The organism is Mesorhizobium sp. P2_C7 (genome assembly GCF_056404515.1).
The window spans coordinates 209,676-226,388 of sequence record NZ_JBFUDW010000010.1 but is presented as its reverse complement, the minus strand read 5'-3'; the positions used below and the strand labels follow the sequence as shown (position 1 = coordinate 226,388).

Annotated in this window: 14 protein-coding genes; 7 read left to right on the top strand and 7 right to left on the bottom strand. The window is 60.0% G+C overall.

The annotated features are described in order from the left end of the window. The gene (mgtA, locus tag AC1D2G_RS21740) at window positions 1-2,643 is read left to right on the top strand and encodes a magnesium-translocating P-type ATPase (RefSeq protein WP_477304596.1); all 2,643 of its coding nucleotides are present in this window, start codon (window positions 1-3) and stop codon (window positions 2,641-2,643) included. Window positions 2,644-2,756: 113 nt separating this feature from the next. On the opposite strand, the gene AC1D2G_RS21735 is transcribed toward mgtA, so the two are convergent. Together AC1D2G_RS21735 and AC1D2G_RS21730 are read right to left on the bottom strand one after the other, a co-directional pair. Continuing rightward, window positions 2,757-3,224, bottom strand: coding sequence for a DUF2231 domain-containing protein (locus AC1D2G_RS21735; RefSeq protein WP_477304598.1), 468 nt, complete (start codon window positions 3,222-3,224; stop codon window positions 2,757-2,759). Between the two features lie 119 nt (window positions 3,225-3,343). Continuing rightward, the gene (locus AC1D2G_RS21730; protein ID WP_477304600.1) at window positions 3,344-3,616 is read right to left on the bottom strand and encodes a hypothetical protein; all 273 of its coding nucleotides are present in this window, start codon (window positions 3,614-3,616) and stop codon (window positions 3,344-3,346) included. A gap of 141 nt (window positions 3,617-3,757) precedes the next feature. Between AC1D2G_RS21730 and AC1D2G_RS21725 the strand changes: the two genes are divergently transcribed. From AC1D2G_RS21725 to AC1D2G_RS21715, 3 genes are read left to right on the top strand one after another with little or no spacing between them, the layout of a single operon-like run. Further along, entirely contained in the window at window positions 3,758-4,072 is a 315-nt protein-coding gene (locus AC1D2G_RS21725; RefSeq protein WP_477304602.1) for a PepSY domain-containing protein, read from the top strand. Beyond that, window positions 4,072-4,737, top strand: a complete 666-nt coding sequence (locus AC1D2G_RS21720; RefSeq protein ID WP_477226102.1) for a response regulator transcription factor — start codon at window positions 4,072-4,074, stop codon at window positions 4,735-4,737. Before AC1D2G_RS21725 ends, AC1D2G_RS21720 begins: the two co-directional genes overlap by 1 nt. Further along, entirely contained in the window at window positions 4,737-6,080 is a 1,344-nt protein-coding gene (locus tag AC1D2G_RS21715; protein WP_477304604.1) for a sensor histidine kinase, read from the top strand. The genes AC1D2G_RS21720 and AC1D2G_RS21715 overlap by 1 nt, the downstream gene beginning before the upstream one ends. A gap of 7 nt (window positions 6,081-6,087) precedes the next feature. On the opposite strand, the gene AC1D2G_RS21710 is transcribed toward AC1D2G_RS21715, so the two are convergent. The 3 genes from AC1D2G_RS21710 to AC1D2G_RS21700 are packed head-to-tail and all read right to left on the bottom strand — an operon-like array spanning window position 6,088 to window position 9,117. Beyond that, entirely contained in the window at window positions 6,088-7,599 is a 1,512-nt protein-coding gene (locus AC1D2G_RS21710; protein ID WP_477304606.1) for an RnfABCDGE type electron transport complex subunit D, read from the bottom strand. Further along, window positions 7,596-8,318, bottom strand: a complete 723-nt coding sequence (locus AC1D2G_RS21705) for an FAD:protein FMN transferase (protein WP_477304608.1) — start codon at window positions 8,316-8,318, stop codon at window positions 7,596-7,598. Before AC1D2G_RS21705 ends, AC1D2G_RS21710 begins: the two co-directional genes overlap by 4 nt. Window positions 8,319-8,343: 25 nt before the next feature. Beyond that, entirely contained in the window at window positions 8,344-9,117 is a 774-nt protein-coding gene (locus tag AC1D2G_RS21700) for an FMN-binding protein (RefSeq protein WP_477304610.1), read from the bottom strand. Between the two features lie 285 nt (window positions 9,118-9,402). Here AC1D2G_RS21700 and AC1D2G_RS21695 point away from each other — a divergent pair, with 285 nt between their 5' ends. The 3 genes from AC1D2G_RS21695 (at window position 9,403) to AC1D2G_RS21685 (ending at window position 13,745) form a co-directional block, all read left to right on the top strand. Next, window positions 9,403-9,849: a cytochrome b gene (locus AC1D2G_RS21695; RefSeq protein ID WP_477304612.1), complete on the top strand. Its 447-nt coding sequence runs from the start codon at window positions 9,403-9,405 to the stop codon at window positions 9,847-9,849. Next, the gene (locus AC1D2G_RS21690) at window positions 9,846-10,541 is read left to right on the top strand and encodes a VIT1/CCC1 transporter family protein (protein ID WP_477304614.1); all 696 of its coding nucleotides are present in this window, start codon (window positions 9,846-9,848) and stop codon (window positions 10,539-10,541) included. The genes AC1D2G_RS21695 and AC1D2G_RS21690 overlap by 4 nt, the downstream gene beginning before the upstream one ends. Window positions 10,542-11,423: 882 nt before the next feature. Continuing rightward, window positions 11,424-13,745 (top strand): Orn/Lys/Arg family decarboxylase, encoded by a 2,322-nt coding sequence (locus AC1D2G_RS21685; protein ID WP_477304616.1) that lies wholly within the window; start codon window positions 11,424-11,426, stop codon window positions 13,743-13,745. Between the two features lie 705 nt (window positions 13,746-14,450). On the opposite strand, the gene AC1D2G_RS21680 is transcribed toward AC1D2G_RS21685, so the two are convergent. Beyond that, the gene (locus AC1D2G_RS21680; RefSeq protein ID WP_477304618.1) at window positions 14,451-14,696 is read right to left on the bottom strand and encodes a hypothetical protein; all 246 of its coding nucleotides are present in this window, start codon (window positions 14,694-14,696) and stop codon (window positions 14,451-14,453) included. A gap of 580 nt (window positions 14,697-15,276) precedes the next feature. After that, window positions 15,277-16,557, bottom strand: a complete 1,281-nt coding sequence (locus AC1D2G_RS21675; protein ID WP_477304620.1) for a calcium-binding protein — start codon at window positions 16,555-16,557, stop codon at window positions 15,277-15,279. Window positions 16,558-16,713: the final 156 nt, after the last annotated feature.

The following is a 16,713-nucleotide window of genomic DNA, read 5'->3' as shown; positions in this document are numbered from 1 at the left end:
ATGATCTCTCGTATCGTACCCGGCGAAGTTGACCAGCAACCCGTCGCGGCAGACGCAGGTGCCTATTGGTCGATCGAGACCGATGACCTCCTGCGACGCCTCGACACGCTTACCTCCGGGCTTGCCACTTCCGAGGCCGCATCGAGGCTTGTAAAATTTGGCCGAAACACACCCGGATCACGGTCCGGCACCTCGGCGTTGACCGTGTTTATCCGTCAGTTCCGTAGCCCACTGGTCCTGATCCTTATCTTCGCGGCCACCGTGTCGGCTTTCGTCGGCGAGGGGCAGGAGGCTGCAATCATCGGTGCGATCGTGCTGGCAAGCTGCATCCTCAGCTTCACCCAGGAGTACGGCGCGTCGCGTGCCACGGAGGCGCTGAGACAGCGCATTTCGCGCAAGGCTGTTGTGCTGCGTGATGGTATCGAGTGCTCGGTTGCAGCCGAAGATATCGTGCCGGGGGACGTGATCCGGCTTTCCGCCGGAAACCTCATTCCCGCGGACGGTATCATTCTGGATGCCCGCGATTTCAATGTCAGTGAGGCCGTACTGACCGGCGAGACCTTCCCCGTCGTGAAAGCACCGGGGCGGTCGGCTCCCGAGGCTTCCGTCGCACAGCGCGGCAATGCGGTCTTTACGGGCACATCGGTTCGCAGCGGCACCGCAACCGTGCTTGCGGCAGCGACCGGTGCCCGCACCGAATTCGCATCCATCGCCACGGCCCTGGAACGACAAATCCCCGAAACAGGGTTTGCCCGAGGTATTAGGCTGTTCGGCTATCTGATGACCGAGATCATGCTGGCGATTGTCATCCTGGTGTTCTTCGCCAACCTGATGCTGCATCGACCGCTGATTGAATCGCTGCTGTTTTCGCTGGCACTGGCGGTTGGTCTTACCCCGGAACTCCTTCCCGCTATCATCAGTGTTACCCTTGCTAGAGGGGCCCGCGCGATGGCTGCAAACGGCGTCATTGTGCGCCGTCTCGACGCCATCGAAAATCTGGGCAGCATGGACCTGCTCTGCACTGACAAGACCGGCACGCTGACGGAAGGCGTCATCCACCTCGACGGATGGCTTGATGTCGACGGCAATCCGTCAACCGACATCCTGCTTTGGGCACGTCTCAACGCGACCATGCAGACCGGACTGAAGAACCCGCTGGACGAAGCGATCGTCGGTGCGCCGGGGGAAGGCGCATCATTGGCCGCTTTCACCAAAGTCGACGAGATCCCTTATGATTTCATTCGCAAGCGCCTATCCGTTGTTGTGCGAACCAAGGATGCCTCAGATCTTCTGATCACCAAAGGCGCCGTACTAAATGTCCTCGAAACGTGTGCCTTCGTCAGCATGGCCAAAGGGCTGCAACCCCTCGATGAGAAGCAGCGCGCGGCGATTGACGAAAAATTCCGGCGCTGGAGCGCGGACGGCTACCGCGTTCTGGGCCTGGCAATCCGTCGATTTGAAAACCGGAAAACGTTCAGCAGGAACGACGAAATCGATCTCGCCTTCGCGGGTTTCCTGCTTTTCCTCGACCCGCCAAAGAAAGGTGTCAAGGAAACGCTTGCCGAACTTTCCCATCGCGGTATCGCGGTAAAGGTTGTTTCGGGCGACAACCGGTACGTTGCCGCACATCTCGCCGGTGCCGTAGGCTTGCGCGCCGAAAGGATCATGACCGGTGAGGACCTTTCAAAGCTTACGAAGGCCGGGCTTTTCGCAGGTGTGCAGCACACTGATCTCTTCGTCGAGATCGATCCCAACCAGAAGGAGCGCATCGTCCAGGCATTCCGGAGCCGCGGCCATGTCGTCGGTTATCTGGGTGATGGCGTCAACGATGCGCCCGCCCTTCATGAGGCAGACATAGGCATCTCCGTCGACAAGGCAGTCGATGTCGCCCGCGAAGCGGCCGATATCATCCTTCTCAAGCAAGATCTGGGCGTGCTCGTGCGCGGCGTCGACGATGGCCGCAAGACATTTGCCAATACGATGAAGTACATCTCGATCACGACCAGCGCCAATTTCGGCAACATGATCAGCATGGCTGTCGCGTCGCTGTTCCTGCCATTCCTGCCGCTGCTGGCTGCGCAGATCCTGCTCAACAATTTCCTGTCGGACATTCCCTCGCTGGCCATCGCCAGCGACAATGTCGATCCAGACCAGGTGCGCGGACCCCGTCGCTGGGACATCGGCTTCGTCAGGCGATTCATGATCGGCTTTGGCCTGGTCAGCTCGCTATTCGATTTCGCCACCTTCGCCTTTCTGCTGCTGTTTGCACATGCGACAGCGGCTACCTTCCAGACTGCGTGGTTCGTCGAGTCGCTGCTGACGGAACTCGCCATCGTGCTGATCGTGCGCACGCATAAGACGTTTTGGAAGAGCCGTCCCAGCCTCCTGCTTGCATGGCTTACGCTGGCTGTTGCGGTTGTTGCGATCGCTACACCCTACGTGCCCTTCGCCGGACGCTTCGGCTTCGTGCCGCTTCCGCTGCCAGTGCTTGTCGGGCTCGTTGCCATCACCGCTCTCTATCTGTTGGCTTCGGAGATAACCAAGCGCTGGTTCTTCGATTATGAGAGCAGGCACCCGCGTCGATCGAGGGCAGGGCATGCCATCAGCGGTGGGATCATATCCCATTCAGCCCACATCCGATGAGATAATGCATGATTGAGGATCAAAGCATGGCAAGAAATGCGGCCAACCCGCCCACAGCCGACCATGAGGCCTTGCGACAAGCCCGTCCATGGTCCGTGAGCCGATCTGCCAGGTTAGCCAGCGAAGGCAGTCTTGGCCACATTCACCCCGAGATCGTAGACAAGCAGGCCGCCGTAGTAAGCTGTAGCGGTTACAAGCGCTGCGCCTGCAACCTCGATCACAGGAACGGCGATAGCCGCAGGCCCCATCTCGCGATTGCGGACCCACAAAGCGAGCCGGACGCCGCCCCAGCTCAGAAAGGCGAAGGCCGTGATGCCGCCGAGGCTTTCGTGGATTTCTGCAATGTCGCTGCTGAAGCCCGCGGCTTCAGCATAGTCAAGCGCCAGTCCGCCGTAGAACCAGGTTCCAATAGCGAAGACGCCCGCTGCCAGAGCGACAAAAGTGGAAATCGTGCCCACGCCAGAGCGCCTTGTCACAGCATTGCTGCTCGCGAGCGCCAGAAGGTCGATAGTCGCAAGCATGTAAATGAGCACAATTGGAAAATGCACGAGGATTGGGTGGATATGTTGGATATCGATCATCAGAAAGAACTCTCGGACTAAGAAATGGCGAAGCGATAGATGGATGTCGGCCTTGACGACGAGCGGTTGGCTAGCGGGGCCAAGCTCAATGATCCCTGAGCAGAAATAGCTCCGTGTTCTTAGTCGTCTTCTCCATGGCCGTCGTCCTCAGTGCTGCCGAAAGCGGCTCTACTGGAGGTGGGACTGTCGCCGCATTCGTCGTCATCGCCAACGCCCTTGATGGCCTTGGGGCCGGTGGCATCCTGTATGGGGATAGTGTCCAGATTGATCGGACCGACAGGTGCGACGGAGGATGGCGCCCCACATGATCCTTCGTCCGATTCAGCGGCCGCGGGCAAGGCAAAGATCGTGAGGCCCGCAAGTGCTGCAAGGACAAATATGGAATTGCGCATGGTCTGGTATCCTTACTCGGCGCGGCCGTGATTGGACGCGACAATGCCTTGATATGAGCCCTTTGCTTGCGGGGGGCTGAGGATGACTGACAGCAAATTGAAAGCTTCAACGTGCGACATGCCTTGCCGATGAAAAGCCAATTGAAGCGTGTCGCGGTGCTGGGTCTCGCGGGACTTGTCCTGGCCATGCCTCTCGCTGCCCGAGCCGACGAGGACGATGACGGCGACCATGACCGGGCGCGGGATCTGTACGAGCACGGCGAAATCAAGGGTCTTGCCAACATACTGGACGTTGTCCGCGCCAAAGCTCCCGGCGATGTTGTTGCGGTCGATCTCATCCGCAAGGCAAACAGATGGGTCTACCGGTTCCAGGTCGTCGATGCAGATGGCCGGCGAAGGACCGTCGACGTCGACGCCGGTGCCGGTGTCATCATGCCTGATGGGGAGGGCGACTGATGAAGATCCTCCTGGCCGAGGACGAGCCGCGTATCGCGGCCGATATCGCTACAGTCCTTAGGGCATCCGGAATGGCGGTTGATACCGTTCGCGATGGAGAGGCTGCCTGGTTCGCCGGCGATGTCGAGAACTATGATGCAGCGATCCTGGACCTCGGTTTGCCCAAGCTCGATGGTCTCACGATATTGAAACGTTGGCGAGCCAACGCCCGCCGGTTTCCGGTTCTTATCCTGACCGCAAGGGGGATGTGGACGGAGCGTGTCGAGGGCATCAATTCCGGTGCTGACGACTACCTTCCCAAGCCTTTTGAAATGGAAGAACTGCTCGCCCGGTTGCGGGCAATCCTGCGTCGCTCAGCAGGGCAGGCGGCACCAGTGTTGAGATCCGGCCCGCTGCTTCTGGACACGCGCCAAATGCGGATATCGCTTCGCGGCATTCCCGTTTCCCTATCGCCGCTGGAATACCGGCTCCTGGCGTTTCTGATGCATCATGCAGGGCGGGTGGTGGCGCCGACCGAACTGGCTGAGCATCTTTACGATTCAGGGAACGACCGCGATCCGAACACGATCGAAGTCATTGTAGCGAGGCTGCGGCGGAAGCTCGGCAGCGATGTCATCGAAACACGACGCGGGTTCGGGTATCTGATGCCCGATGATCCCGCCTGATGGGCAACTCGATCCGCTTCCGGCTGTGGTTGGCGGCAACCATCTCGATTCTTGTCGCACTCGCCATCGCCGGCGCCGGCCTCCGCTATCTGTTCGAACTTCACGTTGAACGACGCGTGGTGGGCGAGCTGACGGTTGACCTCAACGAGTTGATCGGCGCAACGATCTTCGCAAGCGATGGCCGCCTGATCGTGACCCCAGCGCTCACTGACCCGCGTTTCGCCAATCCGCTGTCCGGTTACTACTGGCAAGTGGAGGACATCGCCACCGGCAGCCTTGAGCGTTCGCGATCATTGTGGGACGCCAAGCTGGTCCTGCCTGCCCGGAGCGCAAGTGGTGAGCTGCGAGCGGTCGAGGAGTTCAAGGGCCCTGGTGGCGAACTCAGTATTGCGGTCGAGCGTACGATCATCGATGCCGGAGGCCGTTCCTTTCGCGCAATCGTGGCGGAAGATCATCGAACCGTGGAGGTGTCTGTAAGCGAATATGTTCGCGATCTTGCTCCAGCCCTCCTGATGCTTGCGGCAGTTCTCATGGCCGCGTTTTTCATCCAGATCACCATCGGCCTTGCGCCGCTGGAGACCTTGCGGGTCGCCGTCAGAAACGTGATCGCACAGCGAGCGGCACGGCTCGATGTGGTGGCACCAAACGAAGTGCAGCCGCTCGCCGACGAAATCAACCGTCTTCTCGATGCCCAGGAGAAGGCTCTTGCGCGAGCCCGCTCGCGCGCCACCGATCTGGCGCACGGCCTGAAGACGCCGCTGCAAGTGCTGTCGGCCGATATCCGTACGTTGCGAATGAAAGGCGAGACGGGTCTGGCCGACGAGATCGAGAAGAGCGCCGGAGCGATCCGGCGCCATGTCGAGCGGGAGCTGGCGCGTGCCCGCCTTGCGCCAGGCGTCTCCGGCAAGGCATCCTGCCGGGTGTCGGACGTCGCGGCTGGCGTCATTGCGGTCGTCAAACGGACGCCAAGCGGCAAGCAGCTTTCATTCAAGATGGACGTCGCAGAAGTTCTGACGGCGCCGATCGATGAAGGCGACCTGTCTGAAATCCTCGGCAATCTGGTCGAGAATGCCGCACGCTATGCAAAGTCGTCAGTCCGTGTCGGTGCATCCGCCACCGCTGGCGAGGTGATCGTCACTGTCACCGATGATGGCCCAGGTATACCCGATGCCGATCGGGAGACCGCCTTGTCGCGTGGCGTCCAGCTCGACAGCAAGAGCGGCAGCAACGGCCTTGGCCTTGCCATCGTTTCCGACATCGTCGAAGCCTATGGCGGACGCCTTGCCATGGCTAACGCCGATCCGGGTCTGGTCGTGACCATTTCCTTGCCGCGACACAGTTGAGCGTGCTTCAGGCAAAGCCTGGGAAATAGTCGACTTTTATCTTCGAGCGGCGAACGCCCATGGCCAGCAGTTTCTGGCGCAGCGCCTTGACCATCGCCTGCGGGCCGGAAATATAGAAAGTCCGCTCGAGGTAGTCGGGGATAGCCAGGCGCACCAGGTGCTCATCTATATGTCCGGCATATTGGCCCCGCTCTGCGCTTCGAGCTACAGCATGCACCGTCTTGATGCCAAGCTCCTGCCTGGCGGCGCCAAGCACGTCGCGATAGGCGATGTCCTCTTGGCTCTCGGTTCCGTACAGAATCACGATCGGCCGTGCCTCCTTCCGGTCAAGGAGATACTGCAGCATCGAGCGGAACGGCGTGATGCCAATGCCTCCGGCCAGGAAGGCGATCTTGGTTTCACGCTTGGCGGGCAGCGTGAAGTTGCCGGCCAGTTGCGCGGCGTGGATCTTGCTGCCTGGCTTCATGGTCATCAATTCGCGCTTGAAGGCGCTTGATTGCGGATAGAACTTGACGCCGAGGCGGACCGTTTCCTCCGTGGGCGCTGATGCAACCGTGAAATAGCGGCGGTTGCCGCGATTGTCGGCACGATCGAGGCCAAGCGTCCATTCGAGATACTGGCCGGCCTCAAAGGCGAGCTTGCGGGGCGACCGGAAGATGAAATCAAAGCTGTCGACAGCCGATTGCTCGATGCGTTCCAGGGTCAGCACGAAGCGTCCCTTGGGGCCCGCCGCATAGGCAAAGAGGTTGCCGGCGAGTAGCGCCAGTTCCGGTGTGAAATAGAACGAGCCCATATGGATATTGGGAGCAAACAGTAAGCCGACGATGGCGGCAAAGACGATCCGCGACCAAGGCATCGTCGGTGCGGTCAGCGGTTCGGTCAGCATCACAAAGGCAAAGAACAGCAGAGGCGACGAACCCAGGGTCTCAGTAAGCGCGGTCCAGTACTGCGATGGGTCCGTGGCTGCCAGAATGGTCGCCAGCGCCACGATAACGAAGGTCGAGACTAGATCAAGCCGGCGTAGTTTCCGGACAATGAGCATGCCGCCGAAGAGCACGAGCGAAAGCAACGCCAGATTGCCGCCAACCCACCAGGTGGCTGGTTGGTCGAGCAGCAGCGCGGACAGCGCCACGCCCAACGCAGCCGGATTGAAAAGGTGCTTCCGGCCGATAGCGAGAATGAACTTGGATGATATCGCCCAGACGGACGCGAGTGCCACCGCCGCGATCCCCTTTGTGTCCGTGACGGCTACCGGATCAAGGATGAGCGCTACAATGAGAGCGGTGATGTAGACGGACTCGTTGTTAGCCGGTACCGCGAAGGTATGCGCAAAGACCTTGTTGGTGAGCCAACAGGCGGCCAGCGCCAAAGCCGTCGTGAAGGCGAGTGCAATCGGATCATGCGGTATGAGATTCAAGAAGCCGAGCACGAACGCCGCGCCGACCAGCGCCATCAGATAGTAGAGGACCAGCCTGTACATGGTCACGTGATCGAGAAATCGGTCGACTGTTTTGATCATGGCAGGCAAAAGGCCCCGAACCCGGTTGTCGGCGTGGCGCGGCCATTGGCGTCGACGACATACCCCTCCAGGCCTGGCGTCTGCTCGATGAAGATAATGCCGTCCCGGCCCATGGCGAAGGCAGCGGTGGCGAAACGATCGGCTTCGAGCACATCGGCGCCGATGACGGTCAGGCTGACGATGTCCTGGATCGGGCTGCCAATTCCATGCGGGTTGTAGATGTGTTGACCGCGGACATAGGTGCCCGAGGTCGCGACACCGCGACCGCGGGGATAGACGACCTTTACGACCTCGTCCTCTTTGAAGGGATTGCGGATGCCGACACTCCAGTCATGGCCCGAAACATTCTTGCCGCAGGACTGGACATCGCCTCCCGCCTCGATGAAGAAATCGCTGATGCCGGCCCGTTGAACAATCCCGGCCGCATTGCGGATTGCCCAGCCCTTGACAATGCCGGAAGGATCGAGCGAACCGTCGGGCTTGCGAATATCAAAGTATCCGGCGGTTTCGCTTCTCGTCCGTTCGGCAATGGCCAGCACTTCCATCATCTCGCCACTCCAGTCGACGACTGGAACGTCGCCGCGGTTTATGGCCGTGATCTCGCTGTCGGACCGGTATGTGCTGAAGCGCTGGTCGATGTGCTCGAAATAGCCGAAGACGGTGTCGATCAGCTCACCGTTCGACGCGCCGCCGATGTCGACCGTAACGGGCATGCCCATCAAAATTCGCGTTTCTCGCATGGGACTAGGAAGACGCTTTCTTCAGCGCGCCGCGCAGCGACTGGATAAAGGCCCTGCTGGTCAGTGTCGCGCCCGAAATAATGTCGACATTGGCGCTTTGGGCGCTGATCGCTTCGTCGCGCAGCATGGGCAGCGCCTGCCTGTTAATGCTGATGGAGGTGCGGCGATCGGAGGGATATTTCAGCACTTTCAGCGCCGTAAGCTGCCCACCCTGTACGAGGGCCTGAATCTGAATGATGCCGTAATAAGCATCGGCGGGCGGGCCGGTGTAGACGCCGTCGGCATAACCCTGTGCGGCCAGTTGCATACCCGCTGGGACAACACGTGCGGGCGCGTCCGGATATGCCGGCCTCGGCTGTGGGACAGGTATGTAGACGGCCGGAGTTATGGCGAATGACGATGCTAATGACGAGGGATCGGTGACAGCCGGAGCCGCTGCCTGCTTAGGTGGCGTTGGCGACTGATGTGGTGCCATCGGAACCGTTATCTGCTTGGCTGGATCATTTTGCCGTTCGGTGGAAACTGCTATGCCCGCCGTCGTTTCCCGGGCAATCGGGAACCTTGTTCGGAACCGCAGGTCGATCGGCACCGGCAGGGGCCGAAGCATCGGCAAAGTCGCTGCGGATGCCGGCTCTTTTGGTTGCTCGGCAGGTGCTTCGACTGCGTTGGGCGGCAGCGCGTCGCCAAGCATATCGTTTGCCGGATCCTTGCCGGCCTGCTCCCATGCATAAGCGCCCGAGGCGGCGATCACGAAAAGTGACAAGGCGATCTGTTTCATCGGAATTGTGTTCCACGTTGAATCTGGCAAGGCGATCCGTCTGGTTCGCTTCGGGTGCAATATCCCACGACTAAGCTGACAACTGGCTGTCAGCCGAGTTCAAGCTGGGAGGGGCGCGCTTGAAAGCTCAAGGGGAGAGGGCAAATTGACTTGTCCTAGATCAAGATTCTCGCATAAGCAGCGAGGTAGGAAGGTCCACTTAAGCGAGGTAAGCTGCCTATGACTGTTGCCAACGAGCCGGCCGGATACACCAAAACCCAGATACTGCTGCATTGGGCAATCGCGGTGCTGATCGTCCTGCAGCTTGTAATTGGCGAGGACATCAAGCCGGCTTACCGGGCGCTCTCGCGCGGCACCGAGCCGGCAGCTGCCGACATCTTCAACGCGAATATTCATGTCTATGTCGGTTTGACCGTTCTGGCGCTGGCGATCTGGCGGGTTGCGGTCCGTCTATTGCGCGGCGTGCCGGCTGCACCATTCGAAGAAGGCGCGGCGTTGAAGCGGATCGCCGCTGCCGCCCATTTCCTGCTTTACCTGTTTATTTTCGGGATGCCGATTACTGGGGCACTGGCATGGTACTTCAGCTTTCGTGCGATGGGTGAGATACACGAGCTTGCCAAGCCGGTGATCATCGTCGTCGTCGGGCTCCATGCGGCGGCCGCATTGTGGCAGCACTTCTATGTGAAGTCGGATGTGCTTGTCAGGATGCTGCGGCCGCAGCGCACGTCATGAGCCGTCTGCATGCAGAGAACCATCTCGTATCGCGCGTCGGCTGGTTGCGCGCTGCCGTTCTCGGCGCCAATGACGGCATCGTCTCGACGGCCAGCCTGATCGTTGGTGTGGCGGCAGCCAATGCCGCTGCCTCCAACGTTCTGGTGACCGGCGTAGCGGGACTGGTCGCCGGCGCGATGTCGATGGCGGCCGGCGAATATGTCTCGGTCAGTTCACAGTCCGATACCGAGCGAGCCGACCTTGCGCGTGAGAGAGGGGAACTGGCGACACAGCGAGACTTCGAGCGACAGGAACTTGCGAACATCTATGTCAGGCGGGGCGTGGAGCCAAAGCAGGCCTTGCAGGTCGCCGACCAATTGATGGCTAAGGACGCGCTCGGCGCCCACGCACGCGACGAACTCGGTATTTCGGAGATGACGACGGCAAGACCGATTCAGGCCGCGCTGACCTCAGCGGCTGCATTTTCGGTTGGCGCGGCCATGCCATTGGCGATGGTGCTTGTTTCGCCGGCCGCCTGGCTTGCCGCAACCGTATCCGTTGCCTCGCTCCTCTTCCTGGCCGTGCTGGGCGCCATCGGTGCGAAAACTGGCGGCGCCAATGCGTTGAGGGCAACGGTTCGAGTCACATTCTGGGGCGCGCTGGCGATGGCGCTGACGGCCGGCATTGGCGCCGTCGTCGGTACTGCCATCTGATTCATTCGCCTGACGAATCGTTCTTCCGAATTGCCACAGGCAAAAGGCGCAAGAAACAACTTGGCGACCCACGTTGAATGGGACTAGTGGGGTTCGCTAGATCGTCCGTAGAGCGGTGACGGTACTTTTCGAGACAGCTTGGGCACGCTGTCGAACGCCGTAAAGTGCAAAAATCGCCCGATTGGTCCCGATAGTTGGTGAAACCTCAAAATATTTTTTGCGGCGTTTCGAGCGGCAAGCAAAGAAAAAATCCAGGTAGATCAATAATCTAGCTGGGTCAGAAACAATCGAATGGGAGTGAGGGTACAAACGGCGGCAATAGCGTAATTTCGGCGGCGAATTTCGCCGTCACGCAATGTCGTTGCAGTCCGTACCTTACTCCGCACAGCTGGCGTTCTCCGGTTCTGCCTCGCTGGTTCGATCTGCGCCCAGTTTCGGGATGATGTAAAGTCGCTTAAGAGGGTGGGAGTGCTCTCGCGTAGAACGGCGTGCATAAAGGTGGGTCCGCTTTGCGCCGCAATGGCGTCTTTGAATCTTACGATGATCCTGAACCCCGCCGTTCGTTCATTGGTGCTGCGGCTCAGGCGGACGGCCGTGTCCGATTCCACGATCATCAACATGCTAGCAACACGTACGCGGGACGAGGCCGTCCAATGCTACGGTAACTTACCTGCCTGATTCTTGATCGTTACCTCGCTCCAGCGCTCAATCTTAGTGAGGAGGAACTAGCGTGACCTCGGTGGCTCATCGATGTCAGCGCACTTTGGCCGCCGCGGTCAACCTCCACCGCCTTGCAATGACGCCAAGCGCAAGAGACTCATCGGGAGTCAGCTTGGTTCCCGCCGACGCACAAGGGTTGATCAAGCTTTGAGGGCATAAGACATGCTGGGACGCACGAACATTCAGCTCAAAATGCGCGCTCTGATTGTCGATGACGAGCTGGCGAAACCAGGCAGCTCACGCGGGCGTGCCGTAGCAGAACTGGTGGAGGAGTTTCGCCACCAGAACGTAGGGGTCGCTGAAGCAACCTCATACGAGGACGGCCTGGCGATCGTGAACTCGGATGCCGGCCTGCACTGTTACTTCGTGGATTGGACGCTGGGAATGAACGACGAGGGCAGTCACGCTGCAGCGATCGAGGTGCTGCGCGCCATCCGGGCGCGCAACTCTCGAGCACCAGTGTTTCTCATGGCCGACCGTGATACCAGGGGTTCGATGACAGTCGAGGCGATGCAGCTCGCCGATGAGTTCGTTTGGATGCTGGAGGACACGGCGACATTCGTTGCCGGCCGGGCGCTCGCAGCAATCCGGCGGTATCTGGCACAACTTCTGCCGCCGTTTACTGATGCACTTTTGCGTTACAGCCAGTCTGACGAGCACTCCTGGTCGGCGCCCGGCCATCAGGGCGGAATTGCCTTTGCCAAGTCGCCGATAGGGAGGGTATTCTTCGATTTCTTTGGTGAGAACCTATTCAGAACCGATAGCGGGATAGAAAGGGGCAATCTCGGCTCACTTCTCGATCACAGCGGACCGGTGAAGCAGAGTGAGGCCTTCATCGCCCGCGTCTTCGGTGCAGATCTATCCTACTCTGTGCTCAATGGCACGTCGGGATCCAATCGGACCATCTTCATGGCCTGCGTGGGCGAGAATCAGTTCGCGCTTTGCGACCGAAACTGCCACAAATCGATCGAGCAGGGGCTGGTGCTTTCCGGCGGCATACCGATCTACATGACCCCGACGCGCAACCGGTACGGGATCATTGGGCCGCTACGGCGCAACAGCTTCAAGCCTGAGGCAATCGCCGCTGCTGTCGCCTCCCACCCGTTGCGCGCGCAGGCAAAGGGCGACAAGCCTGTCTACGCGGTCGTCACGAACTGTACCTACGACGGCATGTGTCTCAATGCCGAGGCAGCCGAGGCCGAGCTGGGCAAAACCATTGACAGGTTGCACTTTGATGAAGCGTGGTATGGCTATGCCCGCTTCAATGCCATGTACGCCGGTCGCCATGCGATGCGGGGCGACCCTAAGACCCGTGCCAAGGATGGTCCCACACTTTTCGCTACGCACTCGACGCACAAACTGCTGGCGGCGCTGTCTCAGGCGTCCTTCATCCACATACGCAACGGGCGTAATCCCGTTGAACACAGCCGCTTCAACGAATCCTTTGTAATCCAGGCGACGACGTCACCGCTTTATTCGCTGTTCGCGTCGAACGAAGTCGGCGCTGCAATGATGGACGGTGAAAGTGGCCGGACGCTTACCCAGGAGGTCATCAGAGAGGCAGTGGATTTCCGCATGGCGCTGGCAAAGGTGCATCGCCACTTTGCGGGCAGGGACGAGTGGTTCTTCCATCCCTGGAACGCCCCGCAAGCTCGCGACGCGAAGACCGGTGCAATGGTCGACTTCGCCGATGCCGACCGCGACCAGCTGGCCAACGACCCGGAGGCCTGGGTCCTTGAACCTGGCGCAGCGTGGCACGGATTCGCCGACCTTGAGGAGAACTGGTGTATGCTTGATCCCATCAAGGCAGGCATCGTTACGCCGGGCATGGGTGACGACGGCAAACTGCTGGAGCGGGGCATTCCGGCCCCCGTGGTGTCTGCCTATCTCGGCCGCAATGCCACGATACCCTCACGCACGACTGACTTCATGGTGCTGTGCCTCTTCACCATGGGCATAACGAAGGGCAAGTGGGGCACACTGATCAGCACGCTGCTGGACTTCAAGACCGACTACGACGCGAACGCGCCGCTTTCACAGGTACTGCCGGCAATCGTCGCAGTCGCGCCGGATCGCTACCGCGACATGGGCCTCCGCGATCTTGCTGACGAGATGTTCGAGGCGATGCGGGCGATGCGCGTAGATGCGCTTCAGGCCGCCGCCTTTGGAAACCTGCCCGAGATCGTGACGACGCCGCGTGCCGCATTCCAGCAGCTGCAGAGTGGAAATGCCGAGCTGCTCAAGTTGGACAAGACTGCGGGCCGCGTCACCGCGGTCGGGATCATGCCGTACCCGCCCGGCATACCCATCGTGATGCCCGGTGAGCGCATGGGCCCGGTTGACGGCCCTTGGCTCTCGTTCATCCGTGCCCTTCAGGAATGGGGCGAGCGCTTCCCCGGCTTCGAAAAGGAGGTCGAGGGCGCCGTACACAAGCAAGGCGGTTACCACATCTGGTGCTTGAATGAGGCACAGAACCCGCTTTGATCGTAGTCCGGGCAAATAGATGACTCGCGCCATTGCAGCCGAGCTTCGCCGGCGATCAGTTGCTGGTGTCAGAAAGTGGCCGGTCCGCACGAGCTATGACCTGAGCTAGATTGTCGGGGATTGTTGTCCGTGTCTCACTGCCTCAAGGCCAGAAGCGTTAGCGCGCCTCGGCGTCAATGATCGGTTCGCAGAGTTCGTTGCTTCGGCGTTCGCTAGCGCGATACCTGGCGGGCATACCACCTTCCTTCGAGACCCATCCGAAGAAGAATCCGGGCCAGTTGAAATCATAGCACTTCCGCTGTTCTGCGCGCGTCGCCGCGTCGCCGCGTCGCCCATCAGCCCAAACTGGCGATAAATTGTTTCGCTCGACAGCCCTGTGTCCACGGAAACCACCAACACAGGCAATAGCGGGCCGCCCCGTTTGTGCAGCCGGCCAGCCATTACGGCGAGGACTGGTCCCCAGCCGTTTGCCAGGTCGCCAAACTTGGCGCTCAGCTCTCCATAAGTTACCTTGCGTCCCACACGCGCCGCAGCTGCGATGTAGAGGGCGACGTCCAATCGAAATCTATCTGACATTTGGTTTGTCACAGCTCTATGAAGATCGGGAGCAGTTAGCCTGAATGACCAGCTAGATGGGAACCCTGTGGCACAGCCCGTTGGGTCGCGACGCCAAAATCTTGCTGCTTGGTGCCACTGCGCAGATCGTCATGTGCGAATAGTCCATTCGACTTGCCTGGGCGCCGCCTGACGTCGTGTCCCCGCCAATTTCTTCATGCTTTGATTAATCGGCTCGGAGGACAGCGGCGCAAAGTTGGATCCCTTTGCGCCGCCGCCTCCTCGACGCAGGTGTCCTGTCGTCAGTCGCAGGAACAGGATCGCGAAAACACGTCCCAGTTTCCGCCAGCCGTTCAGCGCCTGCGGTTGGATCTTTTTCCTGCGTACCGTTCGCATCGATGATTCGTCCGAATTGATCTTGCAACGCTGCGACAAGTATTTGCGCTTAGCTGCCAAGCTTCATAATGTGAGGGTCGAGCGGGTCCGAGAGGTGTGCGCCAGTGGTCGAACAGAGTGCAGCGGTCGTTCGAACACTGGCAGCCATACCGACTGCGGCAGGTCTGGCCGCGCGCTTGGCCTCTGCTGAGCTTGAGCGACACAACATCGATCCCGCGCGGTTGCTGACGCGCGCTGGCCTGTCTGCCTACGCGGCGCGTTCTAATGGCACCCGCCCCGCCGGGTTCGTCGGTGGAGGGGGTTGGGGGTGGCTTATGGGGCCCCTGGCAGGCGCGCGATTCGCATCGCCTTCATAGGGTTCAAAGCGAGGCTGGCCGTCTTGCTAGCAGCCTGGCTGCCGAGCCCCTGGGGAAGAAACCAACGCGAATTTGCGGTGTTGCCGTTCGTACCTGCACCCTGCGAACTCGCTAAGGCGGCCTCGGCCGGTGTCCTCCCTCCCGCAGGCGGGGACGCGCTTGATGGGCCCCGCAGCGGTGGGAAGTCAGCGCGGTGAGGAGCTACAGGCCCCCAAATGGAGGGACTAGATCACCAGGAAATCCGCGTTGGTGAGCGCAAGGTTTGCAGCCAGCGTGGCGAAATGGGTCGAGCCGCCAGCGGCACTGCCGTTGCTGTCATAATAGAGCCAGCCGGTGTCGGTCTCGTAGATGATGTGGTCGTTGCCGTCACCCGCAAGGCCAGTTGTGTTCTTGACGAACTGGTCGGCCGTCAGCGTGCCGTTGCCGCCAAGCGCTGCAAAGATGGCGTTATCGACCCGGATAGTGTCGTCGACCACCGAGAAGTCTGTGATGCGGTCGACATTGCTCAAGGCGTTGAGCGCCGTGGTGAAGAGGAAGCTGTCGTTGCCGGTGCTGCCGGACAGCGTGTCGTTGCCGAGCAGGCCGTTGATGACGTTGTTGCCGGAATTGCCGGTGATGACATTGGCGATGGAATTGCCGGTGCCGTTGATAGAAGCCGCGCTGCGCAGCGCCAGGTTCTCCAGTTCCTGACCGGAGAGGTTGAAGGAAACGTAGGCCTGCACGTTATCAGTGCCCTGGCCATTGGCCTCGATCACGTGATCGCCGGCATTGTCGACATAGTAAGTGTCGTTGCCCCGGGCGCCGCTCATCGTGTCGGCACCGCCGAGCCCGTTGATGATGTTGTTGCCAGTGTTGCCGGTGATGATGTTGGCAATCGAGTTGCCGGTGCCGTTGATGTTGGCAGATCCGAGCAGCGTCAGGTTTTCGACCGAGCCCAATACGTGCGCAGTGTCGGAGAGGCTGAAGCTGATCGACGACTGCACTGTGTCAATACCGGTCGAGCCGGCGAGGCCCTCGTTGACGATGTCGGAGGCATTATCGACGATATAGACATCGTTGCCTGCGCCACCGACCATCGTGTCGGCGCCCGTGCCGCCGTTGAGGTAGTCGTTGCCTGCCATCCCGCTGAGATAGTCGTTGCCGGCGCTGCCGTAGACAGCGTCGTTCCCGTCGTAGCCGTAAATTGTGTCGTTCCCGCCAAACCCGTCGAGCCTGTCCGCGTAGATGCTACCCAAGATAGTGTCGGCTCCGGCCAGCGCAGTCACGACGACTGCTGCGTCGTCCGCCCTCGAGTAGGTGGCGGCAGCATCAAGGATTGCGCTAAACGGAATACTGATGCCGGATATCGTGATTGGCTCATAGCCGTAGGCGTCATCGACGTGGTAGCTGGTAACGATGCCACCGCCGTTCGGCTGTACATATATATTATAGTAGTTGTCGTAATAATAATTGTAGGTGAACCCGTATCCTGTAAAATGATCTGCCAAACCATTACTGTAATTCAACTTGAAATCTGTTGAGCTGTACACATAATTGGTGAAACCGTTAATCGAACTAAAGTCAAAGTCGGACCACATGTCCAAAGGGATGTCGGCGTTGATGAGCGCCATGATGATGTGTTCTCCTGTATAGAGCGATGGATGGTTATTATTGCAACGTAC

Excerpts from the sequence above, each read along its gene's own strand:
- mgtA (WP_477304596.1), top strand. The coding sequence starts at position 1 with ATGATCTCTCGTATCGTACCCGGCGAAGTTGACCAGCAACCCGTCGCG.
- AC1D2G_RS21735 (WP_477304598.1), bottom strand. The coding sequence starts at position 3,224 with ATGATCGATATCCAACATATCCACCCAATCCTCGTGCATTTTCCAATT.
- AC1D2G_RS21730 (WP_477304600.1), bottom strand. The coding sequence starts at position 3,616 with ATGCGCAATTCCATATTTGTCCTTGCAGCACTTGCGGGCCTCACGATC.
- AC1D2G_RS21720 (WP_477226102.1), top strand. The coding sequence starts at position 4,072 with ATGAAGATCCTCCTGGCCGAGGACGAGCCGCGTATCGCGGCCGATATC.
- AC1D2G_RS21715 (WP_477304604.1), top strand. The coding sequence starts at position 4,737 with ATGGGCAACTCGATCCGCTTCCGGCTGTGGTTGGCGGCAACCATCTCG.
- AC1D2G_RS21710 (WP_477304606.1), bottom strand. The coding sequence starts at position 7,599 with ATGATCAAAACAGTCGACCGATTTCTCGATCACGTGACCATGTACAGG.
- AC1D2G_RS21705 (WP_477304608.1), bottom strand. The coding sequence starts at position 8,318 with ATGGGCATGCCCGTTACGGTCGACATCGGCGGCGCGTCGAACGGTGAG.
- AC1D2G_RS21700 (WP_477304610.1), bottom strand. The coding sequence starts at position 9,117 with ATGAAACAGATCGCCTTGTCACTTTTCGTGATCGCCGCCTCGGGCGCT.
- AC1D2G_RS21690 (WP_477304614.1), top strand. The coding sequence starts at position 9,846 with ATGAGCCGTCTGCATGCAGAGAACCATCTCGTATCGCGCGTCGGCTGG.
- AC1D2G_RS21685 (WP_477304616.1), top strand. The coding sequence starts at position 11,424 with ATGCTGGGACGCACGAACATTCAGCTCAAAATGCGCGCTCTGATTGTC.
- AC1D2G_RS21680 (WP_477304618.1), bottom strand. The coding sequence starts at position 14,696 with ATGCGAACGGTACGCAGGAAAAAGATCCAACCGCAGGCGCTGAACGGC.